Source organism: Phenylobacterium sp., from assembly GCF_037189685.1.
Lineage (GTDB): Bacteria > Pseudomonadota > Alphaproteobacteria > Caulobacterales > Caulobacteraceae > Phenylobacterium.
In genome coordinates this window covers 1-15,819 of record NZ_JBBCIT010000048.1, presented here as the reverse complement: position 1 = coordinate 15,819, position 15,819 = coordinate 1, and the positions used below count along the sequence as shown (strand labels likewise).

Sequence of the window (15,819 nt, the reverse complement as noted above, 5' to 3'; positions counted from 1 at the left end):
CGCGTGACGTCCCTACCCGTCCTTGTCGAGCGAGTAGCCGGCCGAGCGGACGGTCCGGATCAGGTCGGGTTGACCGTCCTGCCGGAGGGCCTTGCGCAGGCGGCCGACGTGGACGTCGACGGTGCGCACCTCGACATAGGTGTTGGCCCCCCAGACGGCGTCCAGCAACCGCTCGCGGCTGAAGACGCGTCCCGGCCGCTGCATCAGGAAATCCAGCAGGCGGTACTCGGTCGGGCCCAGGTGGACGTCCTTGCCGTTGCGGGTCACGCGGTGGCGACCACGGTCCAGCAGCAGGTCGGCGTATTCCAGGCGCTCCTCCACAAGCTCGGGGCGCGTCCGGCGCAGCAGCGCCCGGATGCGGGCCACCAGCTCGCTCATCGAGAAAGGCTTGACCACATAGTCGTCGGCGCCGGTGTCGAGGCCGCGGATCTTGTCGGCCTCCTCTCCCCGCGCCGTGAGCATCAATACCGGCGTCCTGCGCGTCTCGGTCCCGGCGCGGAGCTGGCGGCAGACCTCGACGCCCGAGACCTTGGGCAGCATCCAGTCCAGCACCACGAGGTCCGGCGGCTCCTCGGCGACGCGCAGCAGGGCCTCCTCGCCGTCGGCGGCGCGCTCGACGCGGAAGCCTTCCTTCATCAGGTTGTAGTCGAGCAGGGTCGCCAGGGCGTCCTCGTCCTCGACCACCAGCACATAGGGGGTCACGCGCGGGCCTCCGCCTCGATCTCGGGCAGGCTGACCTTGGGCCGCTCGCCCGTCAGTTCCTCGCCGGTCATCTGGAAGTGCAGGATCTCGGCGATGTTGGTGGCGTGGTCGCCGATGCGTTCCAGGTTCTTGGCCACGAACAGCAGGTGGGCCCCGGCGGCGACCGAGTCGGACCGTGTGGCCATGTAGGCGAGCAGTTCGCGGAACAGGCTTTCGTAATGCTCGTCGACCTCGCCGTCGCGGCGCCAGACATCCAGCGCCGGCTCGACGTCGCCCACGGCGTAGGCGTCCAGGACCGCCCGCAGGCGGGCCGAGACCAGCCGCCCCATCCGCTCGATGGCGCCGGTGAGGGGCAGCAGAGGCTCGCCGGCCGACAGGACCAGGCTGCGCTTGGCGATGTTGCGCGCCAGGTCGCCGCAGCGCTCCAGGTTCATGGCCAGCTTCAATGTGGAGATCGCCCGGCGCAGGTCGGCCTCGCCCGGCTGGTGGGTGGCGATCAGGGCCAGGGCCCGCCGCTCCACTTCGCTCTGGAGCGTGTCGAGACGCAGGTCGCGCACGATGAGCGCCTGCGCCAGGGGGACGTCGCGGCGAACCACGGCGTCGACGGCGTCGACGACCTGCGCCTCGGCAAGCCCGCCCATACGGATGACTTCCGCGACGAGCTGCCGCAACTCGGCTTGATAGGAGCGTGTCACGCGGGCCCTCTTGTGATGCGCGCGCAAACTACTGCGGTCTTACGACACTTTTGCGACGGCCTCGGCGGCGGTCCGGCCGGCGGTCACGCGGCCTGGGGCGCGACCGGCAGGTAGACGCTGAAGGTGCTGCCCTCGCCTTCGGCGCTCTCGACCACCAGGCCGCCGCGGTGCCGGTTGACCACATGCTTGACGATGGCCAGGCCCAGCCCCGTGCCACCGCTGCGCTGGCCCTCGACGCGATAGAAGCGTTCCGACAGCCGCGGGAGATGCTGGCGCGCGATCCCGGGGCCGGCGTCGGTGATGCGCACCACCACATAGGCCTGTCCGTCCCCCCCGTCTGGCGACAGCAGCGACAGCCCCACCCCCGGCCGGCTGGGCGCGCGGGCGGCCTCGGAGCTGGTGACGTGCTGGAGTTCGATCCGGACCTGGCCGCCCTTGGGCGTGTACTTGATGGCGTTGTCGACCAGGTTCTGGATGACCTGGACGAGCTGGTCGCGATCACCCGTCACCGACGGCGGCGGCGGGCCGGCGCAGATCGTGATGCTGACGTCCCTCTCCTCGGTGAGCGGCCGCAAGGCGTCGGACACGTCCTGGACCGTGCGCGCGATGTCCACCTTGCCCGAGGGCGCGATGTGCTCGTTGAGCTCGATCCGGCTCAGCGACAGCAGGTCGTCCACGAGGCGGGCCATCCGCGTCGCCTGCTGGGCCATGATGCCGAGGAACTTGTCGCGCGCCTGGGCATCGTCCTTGGCGTGCGTGCGCAGCGTCTCGACGAAGCCGGCCAGCGAGGCGAGCGGGGTGCGAAGCTCGTGGCTGGCGTTGGCCAGGAAATCGGCGCGCATGCGCTCGGTGCGGCGCGCGTCGGTCTCGTCGCGCAGGACCACCACCAGGCGCTGGCGGCCGTCGGGCTCGCGGTCCAGCGGCTTGGCGAAGGCGCGCCAGAACCGGGGCTGGACCCCGATCGTCTCGAACGCCACCTCGGCCGCCTCGGCTGTGGCCAGCGCCTGTTCGATCGCCTCCAGGACCTCGGGCCGCCTCAGCGCCGCGCCCAGCGGCGCCCCGGTCAGGTCGATACGGAAGATCTCGCGCGCGGCCTGGTTGCCATAGGCGATCTCGGGCGGCTCGCCCTCGCCGCCCCGCACCAGGATGACCGGTTCGGGCAACAGCTCCAGGATGAGCTGCGCCGCATCGCCAGCGCCGGCCCGCGCGATCACCTCGGGTTTCATCCGCCCACCGGCACGCCGAGCTGCCGGGCGGCCGCGGTCAACGCTTCCTGATCGGCGGGAGAGCCGGCGAACGCCTGGCGCGCCGCCCGGTAGTCGGCGGCGGCCTGGTCCGCCTGCCCCAGCACCATGCGCGCGCGCAGGAGGCGCTCCCAGCCCGCCCGGTCGCGGGGGTTCTGCTTCAGGCGCTCGGCCAGGCCGGCGACCATGCCTTCGATCATGACGGCGCGGTCGCCGTCGCTCAGCGCCTGCGCCTCGGCGACCTGCTCCGCCGTGGGGCCCCGCGGCGCGGCGGCCATTCCCGACGGCGACATCGGCCCGCCCTCGGCCCCCGGCGCCGCCGGCATGCGGCCGGCGATGTCGAGGCCCCGGTCGGCGGCGACCTTCTCGATGAAGGCCCGCACCTCAGGCGCCCAGGGGGCGCCCGGCGGCGCCGAGCGCAGGAGCGCGATCCAGTCGTTCATGGCGCCAGCCTGATCGCCGCGCTGGTCCTTGCCGACGGCCAGGTAGTAGCGGGCCCGGGGATCGGCGGCGTCGATCGCCAGGGTCTTGCGGAAGATGGCTTCCGCGGCGGGTGTGACCTGCCCCTCGGCGGCCAGCACGGTGGCCTCGCCCTGGGCCGACAGATAGTCGGCGTTGGCAGGGTCCAGGGCGGCCGCGCGGCCATAGGCCTCGGCGGCCTCGGCGTTGCGGCCGGTCTGGAGGTACGACCAGCCCAGCATCCGCCACCCCTCGGCGTTGTCCGGGCGCTGTCGCATCTGGGTCTCGAGCTGGGCGATCATGGCCGACACGTCGCCCTGGGGATGGCCGTCCGCCGAGGTCGCGCTCACCACCTGCCCCATCGCGGGCGACGCGGGCACGTCGGGCCGCCCGATCGCCAGGTAGAGACCGGTTCCGGCCAGGGTCACCACCGCCACGATTCCCAGCGCCACGATGAGCAGCGTACGCTCGGGCAGCGGCCGGGCTTCGGCCTCCCGCTGGCGTCCCTCCGCCAGGATACGGCGCTTGAGGTCGGTCTTCAGCGCTTCGGCCTCGGGTCCGGCGATCGCGCCGGCCTGGGCCTGGGCCTCGATCTCCCCGAGCTGGTCCTTGAGCACGGTGACCGCATCGGCCCGCTTCCCGCGCGCGGCGTCGCGGCGGCGGAGCAACGGGACGGCGAGCCCCACGGCGGCCAGGACCGTCATCAGGGTCAGGATCATCCAAAGCATCAACGCGCCCTATCCGAGTTCAACACCTCGGCCACCTCGGCCTCCTCTTCGGCGGTCAGACCCGTCGCCGCGGCCGGTCGGCGGCTGCGGATATAGAGCGCCGCCCCGATGCCGCCCAGGATCAGGACGACCAGCGGTCCGAACCACAGCGCCAGCGTATCCGCGCGCAGCGGCGGGCGAAGCTGCACGAAGCTGCCGTAGCGGGCCACGATGAAGTCCATCGCCTGCTCGTCCGTGTCGCCGGCCGCGATGCGCTCGCGCAGGATGAGGCGCAGGTCGCGCGCGAGGGTCGCGTCGGAATCGTCGATCGACTGGTTCTGGCAGACCACGCAGCGCAGTTCCTTGCCGAGCGCCAGCGCACGGGCCTCCTGGGCGGGATCGGCGAGCTGCTCGTCGGGCTTGACGGCCAGGGCCGGCCCGGCGGCGAACATGAACGCCAGGGCCAGGCCGGCGGCCAGGCGCCTCACGGCTCCCTCCTGAGATCTTCCATCATCGGTCGCAGCTTGCGTTCCCAGACGTCGGGGGTGACGGCCCCCACATGGCGATAGCGCACGCGACCCCGCTTATCGATGACAAAGGTCTCGGGCACGCCGGCGACGCCCAGCTCGATTCCGACACGACCGGCCGGGTCGCTGCCCACGCGGATGTAGGGGTCGCCGTTCTCCTGAAGCCAGCGATGGCCGGCCTCGGCCTCCTCCTTCCAATCCAGGCCGTGGATCGGCACACCCTCGGCCCGCAGGCGCATGAAGACCGGATGCTCGACCCGGCACGGTCCGCACCACGAGGCGAAGACGTTCAGAAGGACGGGGTCACCCCCATTCAGGTCGGCCCGGGAGAGACCCACGTCGCCCGGCCGCACCGGGGCCGCCGCGAACTCGGGCAGCGTCTTGCCGATGAAGACCGACGGCAGCGACCGCGGGTCCCGTCCAAGGCCCAGGAAGAACACCACGAGCAGGACGCCGAAGACGGCGATCGGCGCCAGGAACAGGAGCCGCTTCATTCGGCAGGCAGGGGATGCGGGGCGGCGGGAAGCGGCGCGCGCACGGCGGCGCCGACGCGCAGGCGGCGGTCGCTGAGCGAAACCAGCCCCCCGATCGACATGGCGAATCCACCGATCCAGATCCAGACGATCAGCGGATGGCTCCACATCCGCACGACGATCCCACCCGGCGATTCTTCACCGATCGAGACGTAGAAGTTGCCGGTGAACCCGACGCGGATGGCGGCCTCGGTGGTCTGGGACTGCGCCGAGGGATAGAAGCGCCGCTCGCTGCGGAACCGGTAGGCGCCGAAGCGGTCCCCCACGGAGAAGCGGGCCTGACGCGCCTGATAGTTGGGGCCCTGCACGGTCTCCAGCGCCGTCATCGTCAGGCTGCGCCCGGCGAATTCGATCGTCTGGCCGGGCCGCATGTTGAGCACCTTCTCGCTGTCCCAGGCGGTCGTTCCCGTGACGCCGATCACCAGCAATCCGAGGCCGGCGTGAGCGATGACCAGCCCCACGACCGCACGCGGCGTGGTGAGGATCGAACGGGCCAGATAGCCGCGGCCCGCCCACCAGCGGCGGGCCAGGACGGCCAGCGAACCGAACAGCAGCCAGGCCCCCAGCGCGATGCCGCCCGCGGCCAGGAGATGGTCCAGACCGCCCAGCACGACGGCGAGGATCAGGGCCACGCCGGCGAGGATCGCGGGAACGCGGACCCGCTGAAGGACCCGCTTCGCCTCGTCGCGCTTCCAGTTCAGCATCGGACCGAACACCACCAGCATCATCAGCGGAACGGCCAGCGGCGCGAAGGTGCGGTTGTAGTAGGGCGGCCCCACCGAGATCTTGTCGCCGTTGAGCATCTCGATGAACACGGGGCTGAAGGTGCCCAGGAACACGGTGGCGGTGAGCGCGGTGAGGAAGAGGTTGTTGAGGGTGACGCCGCCTTCCCGCGAGACGGGCTGGAACAGCGCGCCCGCGCGCAGGGCCGGCGCGCGCCAGGCGTAGAGCGCGAGCGAGGCGCCCGTCGTCGCCGCCAGTATGCCCAGGATGTAGACGCCCCGCTGCGGGTCCACGGCAAAGGCGTGGACGCTGGTCAGGATGCCCGAACGGACCAGGAAGGTGCCCACGAGGCTGAGGGAGAAGGTGAGGATGGCCAGGAGGATGGTCCAGCTCGCCAGGGCCCCGCGGCGCTCGAGCACCAGGGCCGAGTGCAACAGCGCCGTGCCCAGCAGCCACGGCATCAGCGAGGCGTTCTCCACCGGGTCCCAGAACCACCAGCCCCCCCAGCCCAGCTCGTAGTACGCCCACCCGCTGCCCAGGGTGATGCCGGCGGTGAGCGGCGCCCAGGCGGCCAGCACCCAGGGGCGGATCCAGCGCGCCCAGGCGGCGTCCACGCGCCCCTCCAGCAGGGCGGCCACCGCGAAGCAGAAGGCCACCGAGAAACCGACGTAGCCCAGGTAGAGCAGCGGCGGATGCAGGACGAGCCCCGGGTCCTGGAGCAGCGGATTGAGCTCGGTCCCCTCGATCGGGGCCGGCGAGAGGCGCAGGAAGGGGTTGGAGGTGAAGATGAGGAAGCTGAGGAAGGCCAGGCCCAGGACACCTTGCACGCTGAGGACGCGCGCCTGGAGGGTTTCGCGCAACGTGCCGCCGAACCCCGCGACCCCGGCGCCGTAGACGGCCAGAATCAGCACCCAGAGCAGCATCGAGCCCTCGTGGCTGCCCCAACTGGCCGCGATGCGGTACGCCAGCGGCTGGGTCGTGTGGCTGTGCTGCGCCACCAGCGCCATCGAGAAGTCGCACGTGGCGTACCCGTAGACGAGGCAGGCGAAGGCGATCGCGACGAAGAGACCCTGCAGAATCGCCGCCTGGCGGCCCACCGCCATAAGCACGCCGTCCCCCCGGTGCGCGCCGTAGAGCGGGGCGACCGTCTGAACCGCCGACAGGAGCAGCGCGAGAATCAGGGCGAACTGACCGACTTCCGCCGACATGGACTTTGTGCTCCCCTCCGACCCGCGGTGCGTGGTAGCGCGTTCGGCATAGATCGGAAATGCTACAGTGCTAGAGCGGAAGGGGCCAAAGCTAGTCGGGGCTTGAGGGGGGCGGCCACAGGGCCGGAGTGCTGGGGGCGTTTGGGCGATGTCGGAAGTCTACAAGGTCGCGATCATAGGATCCGGTCCGGCGGGCATGAGCGCGGCCGCGCATGCGGCGCGGAAGGGCCTGTCCCACGTCCTGCTGGAAAAGACCGACCATCTCTCCGACACCATCTTCCGCTACCAGAAGGGCAAGCACGTGATGGCGACGCCCGCCGTCCTGGTGCTGCGCGCCGACTGCCAGTTCGACGCCGGGAAGCGGGAGAAGATCCTCGACCAGTGGAACGCCGACGTGAAGGCCGCCGGCGTGAACGTGAAGTTCAAGGCCGAGGTCAAGGCGATCACGGGTGAGAAGGGCGCGTTCACGATCGAGCTGACACGCGGCGAGGCCATCCGCGCCGAGAACATCGTCCTGGCCATCGGCACCCAGGGCAACCCGAATCGCATGCGGTGCGAGGGCGCCGCCCTGCCCCATGTGCAGTACCAGCTCGACGATCCGGGCGAATACACCGACGAGCACATCACGGTGATCGGCGGCGGCGACGCCGGCATCGAGAACGCCATGGGCCTGATCGCCGACGCGGGCCAGAACAACACCGTCACGCTCCTGAACCGCGGCGCCGACTTCCCCACCGCCAAGAAACCGAACGTCGACGGCCTGCTGGCCGCGCGCGACGCCGGCCGAATCAAGGTGATGACCGAGACCCAGGCGGCGCTGATCGAGGAAGGGTGGCTGACGGTCGACACGCCGCAGGGCCAGACGCGCCTGCGCTGCGACCGCATCATCGCCCGGATGGGCGCCGCCCCGCCGCGGGCCTTCATCGAAAGCTGCGGGATCACCTTCGCCAGCCCCGATCGCACGGCCTTCCCGATCCTCTCGCCGACGTTCGAGAGCACCAAGCCCGGCATCTATGTGATCGGCGCCCTCGCCGGCTATCCACTGATCAAGCACTGCATGAACCAGGGCTACGACGTGGTCGAGTTCATCAGCGGCAACACCAACCTGGAGCCGGCCGACGAACCCCTGCTGGTCGCCAAGCTGAAGGGGCTGCCCGGCTCGCGCAGCGTGTCCGACTGGCTGGAGTTCCTCCGCAGCCGGGTCGAGATCCTGAACGGCCTCTCGCCGCTCCAGATGCGGGAGTTCCTGCTCGACAGCGAGGTTCGCGCCTACCGGCCGGGCGACGCCGTCTTCATCCGCAACGAACAGGGATCATCGCTGTTCGGCATCGCCGACGGCTCGGTGAAGGTGGAGGTCGATCCCTCCAACCCGAACATCACGGTGCCGATCGGCGAAGGCTCCATCTTCGGCGAGGTGGGCCTGATCTCGGGCCGCAAGCGCGGGGCGACGATCCGCGCCGCCGAGCCGACCATCTGCGTCGAAATCCCCCGGATGGCCGCCCTGAAGCTGATGAGCCAGGTGCCGCAGGCCCGCGAGACGGTGAACCGGATCACCACCGAGCGGCAGGTGCTGCAGATCTTCAAGTCGGGGCTCACGCCGGCCGACATCCAGGAGGTCCTGGCCACGTCGGAAGTGATCGAGGTGCGCCCCGGCGAGCCGATCATCAAGGAAGGCGACATCTCGGACGACCTCTACATCATCCGCTCAGGCTCGATGATCGTGGAGAAGGACCTGGGCGGGAAGCCGGTCTTCATGTCGTACGTGCCCGCCGGCTCGTACTCGGGCGAGATGGCGATGATCGAGCGAGCGCCGCGCGTGGCGACCGTGAAGGCCGCGATCCGCTCGACGGTGGTGAAGCTGCCGGCCGACCCGTTCCGCCGCCTCCTGGCGCGCAAGCCCGAGCTGGCCAGGCGCATGTACGACGAGATGCGCGCCCGCAAGGAGGTCAACGAGTTCATCGAGAGCCAGAAGGAGCAGTTCGGCGGCGCCGTCGACATGTACTCCTCGGTCGCCAACTTCCTGATCAAGCAGGGCATCGGCGAGGCCACCGACGTGCTGCTGATCGACGAGAGCCTCTGCGTCGGCTGCGACAACTGCGAGCGGGCCTGCGCCGACAGCCACGACGGCCTGTCGCGGCTGAACCGCGAGGCCGGCACCACCTTCGCCAACATCCACGTGCCCACGTCGTGCCGGCACTGCGAGCATCCACACTGCATGAGCGACTGCCCGCCCAACGCCATCCGGCGCGGCCCCGACGGCGAAGTGTTCATCAACGAGACCTGCATCGGCTGCGGCAACTGCCAGCGCGCCTGTCCCTATGGCGTGATCCAGATGGACAAGCCGCCGCCGAAGAAGCCCCCGCTCTGGGAGTGGATGCTGTTCGGCAAGGGACCGGGGCCCGGCCAGCCGTCCTACGAATGGCGCAAGAAGGCCGCCAAGCTCGAGGGCGGCGAGAGCCCGAAGCTCGCCATCAAGTGCGACATGTGCTCGGGCAAGGCCGGCGGGCCGGCATGTGTCCGCGCCTGCCCCACAGGCGCGGCGATCCGGGTCTCACCCGACGCGTTCCTGTCGGTCGCCCGGATCGAGAAGGTGACCTAGGGCGTGACTCAGGTCGGGGGACATACAGAGCGCGTCAGACACCGGACCCACGAGGGGTTCCTGCGTCATCGCAGCTTCTTCTGGGCGCAGGTGGCGACGGTCCTCTGCGTGATCGTGGTCGGAGTCTATTTCTTCGTCGCGCGCGACCTGGCCGAGCCGCCCAACGGCGGGAGTTGGCTGGGGTATCTTCTGGGCACGATGAGCGCCGGCCTGATCGTCTGGCTGGCCTGCCTGGGCGTCCGCAAGCGGGTGATCACCGCGGGCCACTATTCGCTCAAGGCCTGGGTGTCGGCCCACGTCTACCTGGGCCTCTCGCTCACGATCCTGGCCACGCTGCACACCGGATTCCAGTTCGGGTGGAACATCCACACCCTGGCCTATGTGCTGATGATGGTGGTCATCATCTCGGGCGCGCTGGGCGTCTGGGCCTACGCCACCCTGCCCCAGCGCCTGCACGGCAATCGGGGCGAGACCACCCGCCGGCAGATGCTGGACACCATCGGCAGCCTGGACGCCCAGCTTCACGAGGCGGCCCAGCCGCTCGAACGGGCGGCGGCCGACGTCGTGCGCCTCTCGATCGAACAGACCGACCTGGGCGGCAGCTTCTGGAAGCGGCTGACGCAGAGCTACGGCGACTGCGCGAACCGGCGCGCGCTGGCGCGGCTGCGCGCCCTGCCCGCGCCCGGCAGCGCGGTCCAGGCCGAGGCCCTCACCAAGGTGGAAAGCCTGATGCAGCAGAAGGCGGACGCGCTGTCGCTCGCCCGCCGCCAGATGGGCATCACCGCGCTGCTCGAAGCCTGGCTGTTCGTGCACATCCCCGCCACCTTCGCCCTGCTGGCGGCGCTGATCGCGCACATCGTCAGCGTCTTTGCGTACTGGTGACATGGCTCAGGCGTTCCACCTCAAGCTGATCACCGAGCGCGCCGGCGGCGGCGATCCCATCATCCGCGAGCGGGACGTCGCCGGCCCCGAGGCCAGCATCGGCCGGGCCTCGGACAACGATGTGATTCTCGCCGACCTCGCCGTCGACCTGAAACACGCCCGGATGCGTTTCGCCGGCGACGGCCGCGTGGTGCTGGAGAGCGCCAGCGGCGCGCCGTTCGCGGTGGACGGCCGCTCCACCCAGCGCGCCGAACTGGACCTGGCGCGCCGGCCCGTCGCCGCCTTCGCCTCCTATCGCCTCGCCTTCGAAGCGGCGGAGGATGGGGCCACCGTCACGGTGACCCGCGAGGACGACGAGCATCATCCGGCGCCGAGCGTCTTCTCGCTCCAGGCCAGGGTCTTCAACCGGCGCAACATGGCCTGGGCGCTGGGCTCGACCATCGCCCTGGTCTGCCTGCTGGTCCCGCTGTTCCTGTCGGGGGTGCTCGCCCCCCGGATCCATCCCGATCAACAGTGGTCGTCCGGCCCGCTCAGCAAGGCCCACGCCTTCCTGGAGACGGACTGCAAGGCCTGTCACGTCAAGAACTTCCAGGCCGTGCGCGACGACGCCTGCCAGAGCTGCCACGGCGCCGGCGATGCGGCGCCCAAGTCGCTGGCCCGCGCCAGGGAGGCCGGGAGTCCGTTCGAACCCCTCCTGGCTTCGGACCACGCCCCGAGAGACAAGCTGGAGGCGGCGACGCCCCTGCCCGCCAGCCTGGGCGGCAAGGTCTCCACCCTGGTCCAGCGCGCGGTGGGCCATCCCACCGACCGCTGCGCGAGCTGCCACATCGAGCACACGAAAGCGGGTCCCGTTCCGGGCTCGACGCCTGACGCGCCGATGGACCACAAGCCGCGCCTCGTCGTGGTGCAGGACTGCGCGAGCTGCCACAGCCAGCTCAAGATGCGCCTGAAGACCACCGAGCTGGTCGACACCCCGAACTGGGACAAGCACGCCACCTTCAAGGCGATGGTGGTGACGTCCGCCGGACCGAAGCCCACGTTCCAGCGGATCGCGCTGAACACGGCGCCGCAGGAACGCAACGGCCTCACCTTCCCGCACGACCTGCACCTGCAACCGCTGGGCGGCGTGGCGCGCCAGGCCATCGTCCTCGGCAAGAACCAGGGCTATGGCGCCGCGCTCGAATGCGCGTCGTGCCACCGTCCCGACGCCGGCGGAACGGGCTTCCAGCCGATCGAGATGGAGCGCGACTGCGGCGCCTGTCACAGCCTGGCCTACGCCCGCGGGGCGGACGGCCGCCTGCTGGAGCTGCCGCACGGCGAACTCCAGAAGGTGGTCGACACCTTGGCCGGGCGGAGACTCACGGGCGGGTCCAACAGCAACCGCCAGCGCCCCGGAACCCTCCGCCCGGAAGCATTCTCGGCCACGGGCGCCAGCGCCTATCGCGCCACCTTCTCGCGCGGCGGCGCCTGCTACGACTGCCACACCGTCGCCTGGGAAGGCGACACGGTCCGGATGGCGCCGGTCAGCCTGACCCGGCGCTACCTGCCCCGCGGCGGCTTCGACCACAGCATCCCGGAACACGGTGGGCCAGGCCAGGCCAAGGCCGGCGGCTTCGAGTGCGCCGACTGCCACAAGGCCCAGACCTCTGCGAAGTCGGGCGACGTCCTGATCCCCGACCTCAAGTCGTGCGCCACCTGCCACGGCCAGACCACCGCCCAGATCGCGGCAGCCGATGACGCGGACTGCACCACCTGCCACAGCTTCCACGCGCCGGGGCAAGCCTCGCCCAAGCCGGGCCACCCGCCGCTGGAGACGTTGCGATGGACGCAGCAGGTGGCGCGGCTGGCCGCTGGCGGCTGAAATGGATCAGATGGCGCGCGCGGGCTGGCCGTACTGCAGGACGAGACGGTCGGCGGTGAGGAGCGTCATCCCCTCCGCGATCGCCTGGGCCAGCATCAGCCGGTCGAACGGATCGCGGTGCAGCAGCGGCAGGCGCTGGACGACCATGGCGTGCGCGCTCGTCACCGCGAATTCCTCGTAGCCGCTGTCCAGCAGCTCCCGATGGAGGATGCTCGGATCGACGTCGAAGTCGGCTCGATTCAGGCCGCGCTTGATCGCGATCTCCCAGATCGAGACGGCGCTGAACGCGGGGATGTTCGCCGGATCCTCGATCAACGCCCGTGTCACACGCGACAACCGCCGTGGAGAAACGAACGCCCAGACCAGCACATGCGTGTCGAGGAGAAGCCTCATTCCTCGCCGTAGAACATGCGCTCGATCTCGTCCTGGCCCATGGTGTCGAAGTCGTCCGGAATCCGGAACTGCCCCTCGAGGCCGCCGAGGCGGCGCTTCGGCTTCGGCGGCGCCTCTTCGACCGCCACCACCTTCACCATCGGCTTGCCGGCCTTGGCGATGACGAACGGCTCGCCGTTCGCAGCCTGCTCGATCAGGCGCGAGAGGTGGGTCTTGGCCTCGTGGACGTTGACGGTCTTCATGGGGTGAACCAAGTGGACTAAGTCCAGTTAGTTTACTCGCAATCCCCATCAAAGCCAAACGCCGCCCCGTGCGGGGCGGCGTTTGCAATCTCCACGTCGTCGTTGCGGCGCTACACCACCCCGTACGCCAGCATGGCGTCGGCCACCTTCTTGAAGCCGGCGATGTTGGCGCCCTTCACATAGTCGACGCCGCCGCCGGGCTTGGTCCCGTATTCGACGCAGCGGTCGTGGATACCCTTCATGATGTCGACCAGCAGGCGCTGAAGTTCGTCCTCCTTCCACGAGATCCGCGCGGAATTCTGGCTCATCTCCAGGCCCGACACCGCCACGCCGCCGGCGTTGGCCGCCTTGCCCGGCGCGAACAGGATGCCCGCCGCCTTGAACTTGTGAACGCCATCCAGGTTGGTCGGCATGTTGGCGCCTTCCGACACCGCGACGCAGCCGTTGGCCAGGAGGACGTCGGCGTCGGGACCGAGAAGCTCGTTCTGTGTCGCGCAGGGAAGCGCCAGGTCGCACTTCACGCCCCAGGGCGTCTTGCCGGCATGGAACTCCGCCCCCTTGAAGGCCACGGCGTATTCGCTGATCCGCCCCCGGCGCTTGTTCTTGAGCTCCTTGACCCAGTCGATCTTCTCCTGCGTCAGGCCTTCGGGGTCATAGATGAAGCCCTCGGAGTCGGAGAGCGTCAGCACCTTGCCGCCCAGGGCCGTACATTTCTCGGCGGCATGGGTGGCCACGTTGCCCGAGCCCGAGATCACGACGGTATGGCCGGCGATGTCCTTGCCCTGGGCCTGGAGCATGTTCTGCAGGAAGTAGGTGGCCCCGTAGCCGGTCGCCTCGGTGCGGATCAGGCTGCCGCCATACTCCAGCCCCTTGCCGGTCAGCACGCCGGTGAAGTGGTTGGTGATGCGCTTGTACTGGCCGAACATGTAGCCCAGCTCGCGCTGGCCGACGCCGATGTCGCCCGCCGGCACGTCCGTATGCTCGCCGATGTGGCGGTAAAGTTCTGTCATGAAGGACTGACAGAAGCGCATGATCTCGCCTTCGGAGCGACCCTTGGGATCGAAATCCGACCCGCCCTTGCCGCCACCGATCGGAAGGCCGGTCAGCGCGTTCTTGAACACTTGCTCGAAGCCGAGGAACTTGACCGTGCCGAGGCCGACGGTCGGGTGGAAGCGCAGACCGCCCTTGTACGGGCCGAGCGCCGAGTTGAACTGCACGCGGAAGCCGCGGTTGATGCGCACCCGGTTCGCGTCGTCGACCCACGGCACCCGGAAGATGATCTGCCGCTCGGGCTCGCAGATGCGCTCGAGGATCGACGCCTGCACGTACTGCGGGTTCCGCTCGAGCACCCGGTCGAGGGAGCCGAAGACCTCGCGGACGGCCTGGTGGAACTCGGGCTCGCCGGGGTTCCGGGACAGGATCTCGTCGTAGACGTCGTCGATCAGATTCGGGGTCGCGGGCACGCGGAACTCCTTCGGGACTTGGCGGACGGGAAGCGCAAGGGCCGGGGCCGGTGCGGGGTCGCCGAGCGACGCGCCGTTGCGTGCGGGCTGGGTCCACCATAGCCAGCCGGACCGGAGACTCTGCAACTGTGACGGCCGCCCGCCACCCGGACGCCCCGCTCTTCGGGCTCCCTCCCGAGTGGGTCGTATTCCGACCGCGGGACCGCAGTCCGACCGTCTCGGTGCCGGAAAACGACCCCCTCGAGGTGGGTGGGTGGGTGGGGTCGCCCGGCGGCTCAGTGGCCGTGGGCGAGCTGCTGCAGCAGCACGACGACCGCGCCGAGGGCGACGAGGATGCCGAGGGCGATGAGCTGCTTCCACCAGGCGATGCGGGTGCGCCGCACGGCGGCGTAGCCGATGACGCCGAGCGTCGCGAGGTACACGATGCTCGAGATGCGCAGCGCGGGCTCGAGCTCCAGCACGCCGGCCCAGGCGAGCGCGAGCAGCACGAGCGGCAGGGCCGCCGAGGCGAGCGCGGTGCCCGAAACCCGCACCATCCGGCCCGCCTCGGCGCGGTCGGGGAACGCCTCGTGCCCCGCGAGATGGGCGATCACGTCGGCCACGAAGCCGGCCGCGGTGATCGCGACGATGCCGACGAGGAGGGTGACCGTCGCGCGCGCCGCGTCGATGTGCGCGACATTGGAGTGCTGCACCAGCACGATGGCGAGCCCGGTGAAGGTCGCGTACACGCGCTCCTTCAGCGCATCCGCCCGTTCCTCGCTCGCCCGATCGGACCTGGCCATGCGCCCAAGCTAGCAGCGGGTGCTCGCGTCGCGCGCGTCCCGGCGGGTGCACGGCGGCTCTGGAAGGATGGCGGGATGAGCGACGCGCGACTCACGGTGACGGTGCCCGGCGAGACCCTGCTGCGGGCCCTCGAGGCCACGCCGGGCGGCGTGCCAGACGGAGCGGAGGTGCTCGTCTGGGGGTTCGACTCGCCGCCGCCCGCCCCGCAGCTCGACCTCGTCGTGCCGCCCTACATGGATGCGGCCGACAAGGTGGGCGCGCTCGCCGGCGTCGAGTGCCGCCTCGTGCAGTCGCAGTCGATCGGGTACGACGACCTCGTCGAGGTGCTGCCCGCCGGCCACGTGCTCGCGAACGCCGCGAGCGTGCACGAGCCCTCCACGGCCGAGCTCGCCGTCGGCCTGATGATCGCCGCGCAGCGCGGCATCCCCGAGTTCGTGCGCGCCGCCGACGCGGGCCGCTGGGCGCCCGTGCGCCGGGCCCGCCACGCCGACCGGCGGGTGCGGCTCCTCGGCGTCGGCGGCGTCGGCCGGGCGATCGAGGACCGGCTCGCCCCCTTCGAGGTCGAGCTCACCCGCGTCGCGAGCCGCGCCCGCGACGACGAGCGCGGGCACGTGCACGGCATCGACGAGCTGCCGGCGCTGCTGCCCTCGGCCGAGATCGTCGTCGTCGGCGTGCCGCTCACCGAGGCGACGACGGGCCTCGTGGACGCCGCGTTCCTCGCCGCCCTGCCCGACGGGGCGCTCGTCGTGAACGTCGCCCGCGGCAAGGTCGCCGACCCCGAGGCGGTGCTCGCCGAGG

General features: G+C 70.5%; 15 protein-coding genes. 4 read left to right on the top strand and 11 right to left on the bottom strand.

Going from position 1 to position 15,819, the window contains the following annotated elements:
* Window positions 1-12 precede the first annotated feature (12 nt).
* From phoB to WG212_RS21630, 7 genes are all read right to left on the bottom strand, one after another.
* On the bottom strand, window positions 13-702 hold the full coding sequence (gene phoB / locus WG212_RS21660) for a phosphate regulon transcriptional regulator PhoB (RefSeq protein ID WP_337189195.1): 690 nt from the start codon (window positions 700-702) through the stop codon (window positions 13-15).
* Window positions 699-1,397 carry a phosphate signaling complex protein PhoU gene (gene phoU, locus WG212_RS21655; protein ID WP_337189194.1) on the bottom strand — a complete coding sequence of 233 codons (699 nt, stop codon included), beginning with the start codon at window positions 1,395-1,397 and terminating at the stop codon, window positions 699-701. The genes phoB and phoU overlap by 4 nt, the downstream gene beginning before the upstream one ends.
* 83 nt (window positions 1,398-1,480) lie before the next feature.
* Window positions 1,481-2,611 carry an ATP-binding protein gene (locus tag WG212_RS21650; protein ID WP_337189193.1) on the bottom strand — a complete coding sequence of 377 codons (1,131 nt, stop codon included), beginning with the start codon at window positions 2,609-2,611 and terminating at the stop codon, window positions 1,481-1,483.
* 8 nt (window positions 2,612-2,619) lie between these two features.
* Window positions 2,620-3,819, bottom strand: a complete 1,200-nt coding sequence (gene ccmI, locus WG212_RS21645; RefSeq protein ID WP_337189192.1) for a c-type cytochrome biogenesis protein CcmI — start codon at window positions 3,817-3,819, stop codon at window positions 2,620-2,622.
* A gap of 8 nt (window positions 3,820-3,827) precedes the next feature.
* Window positions 3,828-4,295: a cytochrome c-type biogenesis protein gene (locus WG212_RS21640; RefSeq protein ID WP_337189191.1), complete on the bottom strand. Its 468-nt coding sequence runs from the start codon at window positions 4,293-4,295 to the stop codon at window positions 3,828-3,830.
* Complete coding sequence (locus tag WG212_RS21635) at window positions 4,292-4,828, bottom strand: DsbE family thiol:disulfide interchange protein (protein WP_337189190.1); 537 nt, start codon at window positions 4,826-4,828, stop codon at window positions 4,292-4,294. The genes WG212_RS21640 and WG212_RS21635 overlap by 4 nt, the downstream gene beginning before the upstream one ends.
* Window positions 4,825-6,798: a heme lyase CcmF/NrfE family subunit gene (locus WG212_RS21630; protein ID WP_337189189.1), complete on the bottom strand. Its 1,974-nt coding sequence runs from the start codon at window positions 6,796-6,798 to the stop codon at window positions 4,825-4,827. Before WG212_RS21630 ends, WG212_RS21635 begins: the two co-directional genes overlap by 4 nt.
* Before the next feature lie 148 nt (window positions 6,799-6,946).
* Here WG212_RS21630 and WG212_RS21625 point away from each other — a divergent pair, with 148 nt between their 5' ends.
* Genes WG212_RS21625 through WG212_RS21615 form a run of 3 tightly spaced genes read left to right on the top strand, consistent with a single transcriptional unit; the run spans window position 6,947 to window position 12,140 of the window.
* Window positions 6,947-9,397: a cyclic nucleotide-binding domain-containing protein gene (locus WG212_RS21625; protein ID WP_337189188.1), complete on the top strand. Its 2,451-nt coding sequence runs from the start codon at window positions 6,947-6,949 to the stop codon at window positions 9,395-9,397.
* A 3-nt stretch (window positions 9,398-9,400) separates the two neighbouring features.
* Window positions 9,401-10,279 (top strand): hypothetical protein, encoded by an 879-nt coding sequence (locus WG212_RS21620; protein ID WP_337189187.1) that lies wholly within the window; start codon window positions 9,401-9,403, stop codon window positions 10,277-10,279.
* A 1-nt stretch (window position 10,280) separates the two neighbouring features.
* Window positions 10,281-12,140 carry a cytochrome c3 family protein gene (locus tag WG212_RS21615; RefSeq protein WP_337189186.1) on the top strand — a complete coding sequence of 620 codons (1,860 nt, stop codon included), beginning with the start codon at window positions 10,281-10,283 and terminating at the stop codon, window positions 12,138-12,140.
* 6 nt (window positions 12,141-12,146) lie between these two features.
* On the opposite strand, the gene WG212_RS21610 is transcribed toward WG212_RS21615, so the two are convergent.
* From WG212_RS21610 to WG212_RS21595, 4 genes are all read right to left on the bottom strand, one after another.
* Complete coding sequence (locus WG212_RS21610) at window positions 12,147-12,533, bottom strand: type II toxin-antitoxin system VapC family toxin (RefSeq protein WP_337189185.1); 387 nt, start codon at window positions 12,531-12,533, stop codon at window positions 12,147-12,149.
* Window positions 12,530-12,775, bottom strand: a complete 246-nt coding sequence (locus WG212_RS21605) for a type II toxin-antitoxin system prevent-host-death family antitoxin (protein WP_337189184.1) — start codon at window positions 12,773-12,775, stop codon at window positions 12,530-12,532. Before WG212_RS21605 ends, WG212_RS21610 begins: the two co-directional genes overlap by 4 nt.
* A 110-nt stretch (window positions 12,776-12,885) precedes the next feature.
* Complete coding sequence (gdhA, locus tag WG212_RS21600) at window positions 12,886-14,238, bottom strand: NADP-specific glutamate dehydrogenase (protein WP_337189183.1); 1,353 nt, start codon at window positions 14,236-14,238, stop codon at window positions 12,886-12,888.
* A 275-nt stretch (window positions 14,239-14,513) separates the two neighbouring features.
* Complete coding sequence (locus WG212_RS21595; RefSeq protein ID WP_337189182.1) at window positions 14,514-15,020, bottom strand: hypothetical protein; 507 nt, start codon at window positions 15,018-15,020, stop codon at window positions 14,514-14,516.
* Between the two features lie 75 nt (window positions 15,021-15,095).
* Between WG212_RS21595 and WG212_RS21590 the strand changes: the two genes are divergently transcribed.
* Window positions 15,096-15,819: NAD(P)-dependent oxidoreductase (locus WG212_RS21590; protein WP_337189181.1), on the top strand; the 724-nt coding region annotated here is incomplete at its 3' end.

Coding starts and splice junctions, on each gene's coding strand:
- ccmI (WP_337189192.1), bottom strand. CDS start 3,819: ATGATCCTGACCCTGATGACGGTCCTGGCCGCCGTGGGGCTCGCCGTC.
- WG212_RS21635 (WP_337189190.1), bottom strand. CDS start 4,828: ATGAAGCGGCTCCTGTTCCTGGCGCCGATCGCCGTCTTCGGCGTCCTG.
- WG212_RS21630 (WP_337189189.1), bottom strand. CDS start 6,798: ATGTCGGCGGAAGTCGGTCAGTTCGCCCTGATTCTCGCGCTGCTCCTG.
- WG212_RS21625 (WP_337189188.1), top strand. CDS start 6,947: ATGTCGGAAGTCTACAAGGTCGCGATCATAGGATCCGGTCCGGCGGGC.
- WG212_RS21615 (WP_337189186.1), top strand. CDS start 10,281: ATGGCTCAGGCGTTCCACCTCAAGCTGATCACCGAGCGCGCCGGCGGC.
- WG212_RS21610 (WP_337189185.1), bottom strand. CDS start 12,533: ATGAGGCTTCTCCTCGACACGCATGTGCTGGTCTGGGCGTTCGTTTCT.
- WG212_RS21605 (WP_337189184.1), bottom strand. CDS start 12,775: ATGAAGACCGTCAACGTCCACGAGGCCAAGACCCACCTCTCGCGCCTG.
- WG212_RS21595 (WP_337189182.1), bottom strand. CDS start 15,020: ATGGCCAGGTCCGATCGGGCGAGCGAGGAACGGGCGGATGCGCTGAAG.